7 protein-coding genes are annotated in these 8394 nt (G+C 71.8%); 2 read left to right on the top strand and 5 right to left on the bottom strand.

Features of this window, described 5'->3' with window-relative positions; translation table 11 throughout:
- Positions 1-225 (bottom strand): LysR family transcriptional regulator (locus JWR86_RS00035; RefSeq protein ID WP_299558911.1); only part of this gene is annotated, 225 nt, incomplete at its 3' end.
- 89 nt (positions 226-314) lie between these two features.
- Here JWR86_RS00035 and JWR86_RS00030 point away from each other — a divergent pair.
- Positions 315-1916 carry a catalase gene (locus JWR86_RS00030; RefSeq protein ID WP_299558908.1) on the top strand — a complete coding sequence of 534 codons (1602 nt, stop codon included), beginning with the start codon at positions 315-317 and terminating at the stop codon, positions 1914-1916.
- A gap of 60 nt (positions 1917-1976) precedes the next feature.
- Here the strand turns inward: JWR86_RS00030 and JWR86_RS00025 are convergent, their stop codons facing one another.
- Both JWR86_RS00025 and JWR86_RS00020 read right to left on the bottom strand, forming a co-directional pair.
- The gene (locus JWR86_RS00025; protein ID WP_299558905.1) at positions 1977-3098 is read right to left on the bottom strand and encodes an AbrB family transcriptional regulator; all 1122 of its coding nucleotides are present in this window, start codon (positions 3096-3098) and stop codon (positions 1977-1979) included.
- A 436-nt stretch (positions 3099-3534) separates the two neighbouring features.
- The gene (locus tag JWR86_RS00020; RefSeq protein ID WP_299558902.1) at positions 3535-4773 is read right to left on the bottom strand and encodes an amidase; all 1239 of its coding nucleotides are present in this window, start codon (positions 4771-4773) and stop codon (positions 3535-3537) included.
- Positions 4774-4947: 174 nt separating this feature from the next.
- Between JWR86_RS00020 and JWR86_RS00015 the strand changes: the two genes are divergently transcribed.
- The gene (locus JWR86_RS00015) at positions 4948-5748 is read left to right on the top strand and encodes an extensin family protein (protein ID WP_299558899.1); all 801 of its coding nucleotides are present in this window, start codon (positions 4948-4950) and stop codon (positions 5746-5748) included.
- A 34-nt stretch (positions 5749-5782) separates the two neighbouring features.
- On the opposite strand, the gene JWR86_RS00010 is transcribed toward JWR86_RS00015, so the two are convergent.
- Complete coding sequence (locus tag JWR86_RS00010) at positions 5783-6421, bottom strand: class I SAM-dependent methyltransferase (protein ID WP_299558896.1); 639 nt, start codon at positions 6419-6421, stop codon at positions 5783-5785.
- Position 6422: 1 nt separating this feature from the next.
- On the bottom strand, positions 6423-7583 hold the full coding sequence (gene mnmA / locus JWR86_RS00005) for a tRNA 2-thiouridine(34) synthase MnmA (RefSeq protein WP_299558893.1): 1161 nt from the start codon (positions 7581-7583) through the stop codon (positions 6423-6425).
- Between the last annotated feature and the right edge of the window lie 811 nt (positions 7584-8394).

The following is an 8394-nucleotide window of genomic DNA, read 5'->3' as shown; positions in this document are numbered from 1 at the left end:
GGCCCGGGCCTCGCGCAGCACCGCCTCCCCGCCGGCCGTCGGAAGCACGCGCCGGCTGGTCCGCTCGAACAGGACGAGGCCCAGATTGTCCTCGAGCTTGCGGATCTGCGCCGACAGGGCGGGCTGGCTGACATTGCAGCGCTCGGCCGCGCGGCCGAAATGACGCTCCTCGGCTAAAGCGACCACATATTCCAGGTCGCGCAAGGACAGGGCGCCGGCATTCATAAGGCGTTCCTATCGCATTCGTCGGAACGATGCATTGGCTTCCGGGCCGAGGACATGCGAACTGGTGCAAAGTGAATGCGGAGCCGACCATGGCCGATCAACCCAACACCTTGACGACCCGGCAGGGTCATCCCGTGCGCGACAACCAGTCGATGCGGACTGTGGGAGAGCGGGGGCCGGCCACGCTCGAGAACTACCAGTTCATCGAGAAGATCACGCATTTCGACCGCGAGCGCATTCCGGAGCGCGTGGTCCACGCCCGGGGCGCCGGCGCCCATGGCTGGTTCGAGGCCTACGGCACGATCGGCGGCGAGCCGGCCTCCAAGTACACCCGCGCCCGCGTCCTCAACGAGACCGGCGTGAAGACGCCGATGTTCGTCCGCTTCTCCACCGTGGCCGGCGCCAAGGAGAGCCCTGAGACGGCGCGCGACCCGCGCGGCTTCGCGGTCAAGTTCAAGACGCTGGACGGCAACTGGGATCTGGTCGGCAACAACCTCAAGATCTTCTTCATTCGGGACGCCATCAAGTTCCCGGACATGATTCACGCCTTCAAGCCCGACCCGGTCACCAACCGTCAGGAGCCCTGGCGCTTCTGGGACTTCATCGCGGGCCATCCCGAGGCCCTGCACATGGTGACATGGCTCCTGTCGCCATGGGGCATCCCGGCCAATTACCGTGAGATGGAGGGCTCGGGGGTCAACACCTACAAGCTCGTCAACGACCAGGGCGTCGCCCACCTCTGCAAGTTCCACTGGGTGCCGAAGCAGGGCGTCCGCAACCTGACCTCCGGGCAGGCCGCCGAGATCCAGATGAAGGATGTCGGGCACGCGACGCGCGACCTCTACGACAACATCTCGGCCGGGAACTTCCCCGAATGGGAGTTCTGCGTCCAGATCCTGCCGGACGGGCCCAACGAGAACCTCTCCTTCGATCCGCTCGATGACACCAAGCGCTGGCCCGAGGACGAGATCCCGCTGCGTCCGGTCGGCCGCATGGTGCTGGACCGCGTGCCGGACAACTTCTTCGCGGACGTGGAGCAATCGGCGTTCGGCACGGGCGTGCTGGTCGACGGAATCGACTTCTCCGACGACAAGATGCTGCAGGGCCGCACGCTCAGCTACTCGGACACGCAGCGCTACCGGGTCGGCGCGAACTACCTGCAGCTCCCGATCAATGCGCCGCAGGACGGGGCGCGTCCGGCCACGAACCAGCGGGACGGCCAGATGGCCTTCTTCGTCGACCGCGGCGGCGAGTCGAAGCACGTGAACTACGAGCCGAGCTATCTTGGCCGCGGGCTGACTGAAGCGCCCAAGGTCGAGAAGGAGTACCACCAGTTCGTCCAGGGCCATCTCGGCCGCTTCCAGCCGACCCGGGTGCAGGACGATTATGCTCAGGCCGGCATCCGCTACCGGACGTTCCAGGACTGGGAGCGTGACGACCTGATCAACAACATCGCGGGCGACCTGAAGCAGGTCCCGGGTGAACTGGCGCTCCGCATGGTCTGGCACTTCTGGCATTGCGACCAGGATTACGGCCGCCGGGTCGCCGAGGCGGCCGGGGTGGACCTGGAACAGGCCAAGGCCCTGCCGACCATGCCGGGCAAGCCCGCGCCGGGCGAGAACCGCAAGGGCCCGACCTACAGTGACGGCAAGGCCGAAGAGGGCTCGCCGCGCCTCCAGGCCGCCGAATAGGCGGCTCCCCACCGAAGCAACGGATCGACGGCCGGGCGGCTCTGCCCGGCCGTTTTTCGTTCAGGGGGAGAGCGGCGGGTCGCCGGCCGGGCCGTCGCCGCTGATCGGGCGCCGGCTGGCCCGTTTCGTGGTCCGGGCGATAAGGCGGGCGATGGCCGGCCCGCTCGCCACCACCGCCAGGACGCGCAGGGTCTGGAGCGCCATCACGAAGGCCGTATCGGCCCCGCCCGCCAGCGCGATGATGGCCACGGTGTCGATGCCGCCGGGGCTGGTCGCCAGGTAGGCCGTGAGCGGCGGGAAGCCCATGCCCTCCACCATCACCCAGGCCGCCCCGGCGCAGAGCGCCACCGTGCCGAGGCTCGCGAGGGCGATCTCGGGCAGCGCCCGCAACGAGCGGGACAGGGAGGCGCGCTCGAATTGCAGCCCGATGGCCCAGCCGATCCCGGCATAGGCCAGCGCCAGCAGCGGCGTCGGCACGGACAGGTGAACCACCCCGCCGGCCGTCAGCGCGGCTCCGATCACCAGGGGCACGAGGAGCCCGCCGGCCGGGACCCGCAGCACGCGGCCGAGCCAGGAGCCGACCATCGCGACCGTCAGCGTGGCCGCGAGGCCGACCGCATCGAAGGCCGGAGCCGCACTGGCGCCCGGCGCGATGTGGGTCGCGGCGGCATCGCCCAGCATGGCCCGGGAAACCAGCGAGGCGGACAGCACCACGCAGATCACCCGCACGTATTGCATCACCGCGACCAGCCGCGCGTCGGCCCCGAACTCGCCCGCCATCGTCACCATGGCGGCGGCGGCGCCGGGCGCCGAGCCCCAGGCCGCCACCGGGCCGGGCAGCCGCCCGTAGCGGGCGCACAGAAAGCCGACGAGGCTGGAGGCCACGATGGTCGCCGCCACGCCGAACAGCAGGGCCGGCCAGTCGCGGACGACCTCGCCCAGCACCTCAGGGGTGATCGAGGTGGCGATGAGGCAGCCGACCACCCCTTGGGCGGCGGTGATGGCTGCACGCGGGACCTGAATGGATGTGCCGGCCAGACCGAGAGCGATCCCGGCCAGCATCGGCCCGATCAGGATGGAGGCCGGCACGGACGCGGCCGACAGCGCCAGCGTGACGCCGGCGGAGAGAACGACGAGGCTCGCCCACCACGTCAGGGGCTTGGCGGGAGGAGCGATCTGCACCTCCCCGCCCTACGCGCTCACGGCACTCGAGGCGAGGGCAGCGCATAAAAAAGCCGCCCTGCGGCGGCTTCGGCGGATGTGTTGGGGCCGGACCCGCGCGGGTCCGTGCGCCTGTGTCAGAAAAATCCGGCGACGATCGCCCCCAGCAAGCCGATCGAGGCGCAGAATACGCCGATCTGCATGGTCGACCACCAGTCTCGTCTCGCGATCAGGTCCATGGCCTTCGCCTCCTCGCTCCGGCTCTCAACGCGAAGCTAGCAGCGGAAGTTTCAATCGTGAAGCCGCCTTCCACATTGCGGCCTTTGTTGCGGCGCGAAGGGGGCGCCCGCACGGCTCGGCGAAGGCGGCCGCAAGGCGCAGCACTCTCCGCCAGGGGGCGCAGCAGAGCGGACCGAAGGTCCCGCCGGGACCGGTCAATGCTGCGGTGCGCAACGCGTCAAACGCCCTGGACCAGCGCCTCTTCCACGAATCGCCCGACCTCCAGCGCCAATGCGTCGCGGCTGAACGGCGCGACCACCTGGATGCCGATCGGCAGCCCGCTCGTCCCGACCAGCCCCGGCACGGACACGCAAGGGGCGCCGAGCATGGTCCAGATCCGGTTGAAGCGCGGGTCACCCGTGCTCTCGAGGCCGCGCGGCGCCTCGCCGGGAGCCGCGTAGGTGATCAGGGCGTCGATCCCGTCAAACAGAAGCCCGGCGTCGCGGCGGGCCCGGTTCGCGATTCGGCGCGCCTCGTCGTAGGCCGCGGTGCCGACCGCCCGGCCGGCCTCGAGATTGGCCAGGATGTTGGGCGGAATGCGGTCGCGGACGGTGTCGTATTCCCAGCTGTTGGCGACAAAGGCCTCGTAATCCTGGATGCTCGGGTGGACGGTCCAGCCGTCCGCCATGGAGGACGGCGCCTCGACCTCCGTCACGATCGCGCCGGCCCGGCTCAGCAGGCTCGCGGCCCGCTCCAGCGCCGCCTCGCCGTCCGGCTCCGCGGCCCCCGCGAAGCGCTGCCGCACCAGCCCGAGCCGCGGCGTCCGCAAGCCGCTCGGGCCCATCGGCCGGCCGCTCAGGACGGAGAGCGCCAGCGCCAGGTCCGCCGTGCCGGCCGCGAACAGCCCGACGGTGTCCAGCGTCCAGGCGAGACATTTCACGCCGACGGTCGGCAGCAGGCGGAAGGAGGGCTTGATGGCGGCGGCGCCGCAGAACGAGGCGGGGCGGATCACGGAGCCGGCCGTCTGGGTGCCGAGCGCCAGTGGCACCATCCCGGCCCCGACCGCCGCAGCGGAGCCGGCGGACGACCCCCCGGGCGTGTGGGCCGGGCCGTGCGGATTGCGGGTGGTCGTCGGGTCGGAGGACGCAAAAGCCGTGGAGGTCGATTTGCCGATCACCGTAGCGCCGGCCCGGCGAAGCGCGGCCACGATGGCGGCGTCAGCCTTGGGCTGCCAGCCGCCATAGATCGCCGGCACGCCCATCTCGGTCGGCATGTCCGCCGTGTCGATGATGTCCTTCACAGCGACCGCCACCCCGGCGAGCGGCCCGGAGCCGGGCTTTGGCGTCCGCGCGAGGTGCGTGAAGGCGCCGATGCCGGGCTCACGCGCCCGCATGGCGTCCGTGGAAAGCGCGATCGCGGCCTCCGCGGTCAGGGCCCCGTTGCGGATCCGGTCGGTGATGTGGACGAGCGAGAGCATGGCGTATCCCGGCGATGGCCGATCCTGCGTCGCGCCGGCCCCGGAGGGAAGGCCCGCCGGGCGGCGGGCGGCGCAATTTCTGCGCCGATCTGGGTCAGCGGGGGCCGGACGTGGTTGAGCAGCCTTTAACGAGGATCGCGGCAATCTCCCGGCATGCGTCGTGGCTGTGTTGCGTTGTCGGCTCTCGCGCTTGCGGGTGCTGCGCTTGTGGGGTGTGGACGGTTCGCCTTCGAGGCGCGCGAACCCTGGCGGGCGCAGGCCGAGGAGGCCTGCCTGCGGGCCAAAGTCGTCCAGCCCTCGGCCTACCTGTCCCGCCTGGCCGAGATCGACGGGCCGGGCAGTTGCGGCATGACCTACCCGTTCCGGGCGAGCGCCTTTGCGGCCGGCGAGGTCGCGCTGACCACGGGCGTGACCCTGTCCTGCCCGATCATCCCGGAAATCGACAGCTGGCTGCTCGGCACTGTGCAGCCCGCGGCCGATCTGTATTTCGGCGAGCCCGTGATCGGGCTGCGGGCCGGCTCCTACAGCTGCCGCTCACGCAACAACCAGAGCGGCGCCCGCATGTCTGAGCATTCCTACGGCAACGCGCTCGACGTCTTCGCCTTCCGGCTCGCCGGCGGCCGCGAGATCACGCTGCGGAAGGGCTGGCGCGGGGCGGACGACGAGCAGGAGTTTTTGCGCGAGGTGTTTCTGGGCGCCTGCCGCCACTTCACAACCGTGCTCGCCCCGGGCTCGGACGCGTTCCACGACGACCACCTGCATCTCGACCTGGCCCGGCACGATGCGCGGGGGCTGCGGCGGGTCTGCAAGCCGCTGCTCAAATTCGAGCCGCGGCTCGATCCGGACCGGGTGTCGCGGGGGCCCGAGAGCCCGCGGCCGAGAGGGACGGAGCGGCCGGCCCGGCTGGTCGATGGGCAGGCCGGCGCACCGCGGCAACTCCGGCCAAGCGCCGACCTGTCCTCCGGCCTGTATTGAGGGCTGCGGCGGGCTCGGCGCCGCGCGGCCGCGCTCAGCCCGGCTTGCGGACGCGCAGCACCTTGAAGAAGCCGCCCGGGAAGACGGGCTGAAGCGGCAGCGGCTCGAGCCCCCGCGCGGCCGCCCAGCCGGTGATCCGCGACGCCTTGAAATCCGAGCTCCAGCCGATGCGGGCGCAAAGGGGCGCGACCACGCTCTCGATGCGGGCGAGCGCACCCTCGTCCTGGCCGAAATGGTTCACCAGCACGATCTCGCCCCCAGGCCGCAGCACGCGGGTCATCTCGTCGAGTGCCCCCTCCGGATTCGGCACGAGCGTGATCAGGAATTGGGCGGTGACCGCGTCGAAACAGGCATCCGGGAAGCCGAGCCGGCAGGCGTCCATGACTTGCAGGCTCTTGACGTGGCCAAGCGTGCGGCGCCGCACCTTCTCGGCCGCCCGCCGCAGCATGTCCTCGGACAGGTCGATGCCGTGCACCTCCGAGTGCGTCGCGTAATAGCCGAGTGACAGGCCAGTGCCGACGCCGACCTCCAGGATGCGTCGGCCGCTCGCCTCCACGGCCGCGACCGCGGCCCGGGCGGCCGGCTCGGTCAGCTTGTCGTAGACAATGTCGTAGACCGGCGCCCAGCGCTGGTAGGCCTTGCGCATCAGCGCGGTGGTCGGCTGTGTTCCCATCTCAGGCGGCCCGCGGGAGGCCGGGCGCGGAGGCCACGTCCCGCCGAATGGTGCCGCCGCCGAGCACGCGCGCCCTGGGGCCCGTGCCGTCGTAGAAGACGCAGGCTTGACCCGGCGAGACGCCCTCGGCCGGGGACAGGAGTTCGACCTCGGCCACCCCGTCCCGGTTGCGCAGCAGGGCTTCCCCCGGGGGGCGGGTCGACCGCACCCGCACCGCCACCGGCAGGCCTTCGGCCGGAAGATCGGCGAGCGCGCCGTCGCCGAGCCAGTTCACGTCGCGCAGCGTGAGGTGGGTCGTAGCCAGCCTCTCGCGTGGGCCGACCACGACGCGCGCCCGCTCCGGGTCGAGCGCCAGCACGTAGAGCGGTTCCACCGAGGCAATTCCGAGCCCCCGCCGCTGGCCCACGGTGAAATGCACGATGCCCGGATGACGGCCCAGAACCCGGCCCTCCTCGGTCACAATGTCGCCCGGCCTGACCGCATCCGGCCGGAGCCGGCCGACGAGGTCGGCATAGCGGCCATCGGGCACGAAGCAGATGTCCTGGCTGTCGGGCTTGTCGGCCACGGGCAGGTCGAAGGCGTGGGCCAGGCGCCGGGTCTCGGCCTTGTCCATGTCGCCGAGCGGAAAGCGCAACCGGGCGAGCTGCTCGGGTGTGGTGGCGTAGAGAAAGTAGCTCTGGTCACGGCTCGGATCGGCGGCCCGCAGCAGATGGCGGCCGCCGCCCGGCGCGGCCCGGCTCGCCACGTAATGGCCGGTCGCCAGGACCGCCGCGCCGAGATCTTCCGCGACCCCGAGCAGGTCCGTGAACTTGACCGACCTGTTGCACTCCACGCAGGGGATCGGCGTCTCGCCCGACGCATAGCTGGCCGCGAAGCGGTCGATCACGCGCTCGCGGAAGCGGGCCTCGTAATCCAGCACGTAATGCGGGATCCCGATCCGCTCGGCTGCGCGCCTGGCGTCGTGGATATCGGCGCCGGCGCAGCACGCACCCGGCCGCGCCGCGGCCGAACCCTGATCGTAGAGCTGGAGCGTCAGGCCGACCACCTCGTAGCCGGCGCGCGCCAGGAGCGCCGCCGCGACAGAGGAATCGACCCCTCCGGACATGGCGACCGCGACTCGGGTCGAGCCGGGATCGCCCGGAAGGTCGAGGATGTCAGGCATGGATCGGAAGTTAGCCGGCTGAGGCGGCCATATAGCGGAGCCAGCCCGAACCTGCCACCCCGCCGAGCGCCTGGGTCGGCAAGAGCTGCCGGGAGAGGTGGCGGGATCTGCCGAGCGGGCCGCACGGGCCCGGGGCTGCGGCGCAAAATGCGCTGCCAGATCAGGGGCTTGGTCCGATCCAGGGTTGGCCCCGAGATTGCGCCGGCCCAGCACCAGATCCATGTCAGCGATGAACCTGTCCCCTCCCCTCGCCGCCTCGCCGCCTCCCCTGTTGGTGTCTCCCGTGGGCCCCCTCCCTGGCCCGAACGGGTCGGACTCTGCCCCGGCCCCGGCGGGGGCCGCCGCGACGGTCTTCGCGCTGGCCGCTGCCGTGGCACCGGCTGGGGCGGCCCGAGCTTCCGAGGGCGGCCAAGAGGCGGCAGCCCTCGGCCGTTCCACCGCCCCGGGCACGGCGGCGGGCGGAGCCACGCGCCCGGAGCCTGGGTTCGATGGACTGGCCGTGATGCTCCTTGCCGGAGCGGCCGCCGCCGGGTTTACGCCCGCCCAGGACGCGCCCCCCGCGGCGCCGGAAGCGCAGGGCGAAGAGCCCGGGCAGGAGGCGGGTGGGTCGGGCACGGCCGCGGCCGGCCCCATCGCAGGCCCAGCCCCCGCCATGCCCGCCGTGGCGGTCCCACTCACAATCCCGGCTGTGACCGCGGCTCCGCCCGCCGTTGCGGCGCTCCCCCAGGCAACGACGGCGGGCCCCGCTCCGGCCGTTGCTCCGGCTTCGAGCCGCCCCGCGACACCGGCGAGCGGCGGGCCGGCCGTCTCC

Source organism: Enterovirga sp., assembly GCF_028290205.1.
In the GTDB taxonomy this organism is placed as follows: domain Bacteria; phylum Pseudomonadota; class Alphaproteobacteria; order Rhizobiales; family Beijerinckiaceae; genus Enterovirga.
Note: the sequence above shows the minus strand (reverse complement) of the source record. Positions and strands in the feature narration are given on the sequence as shown.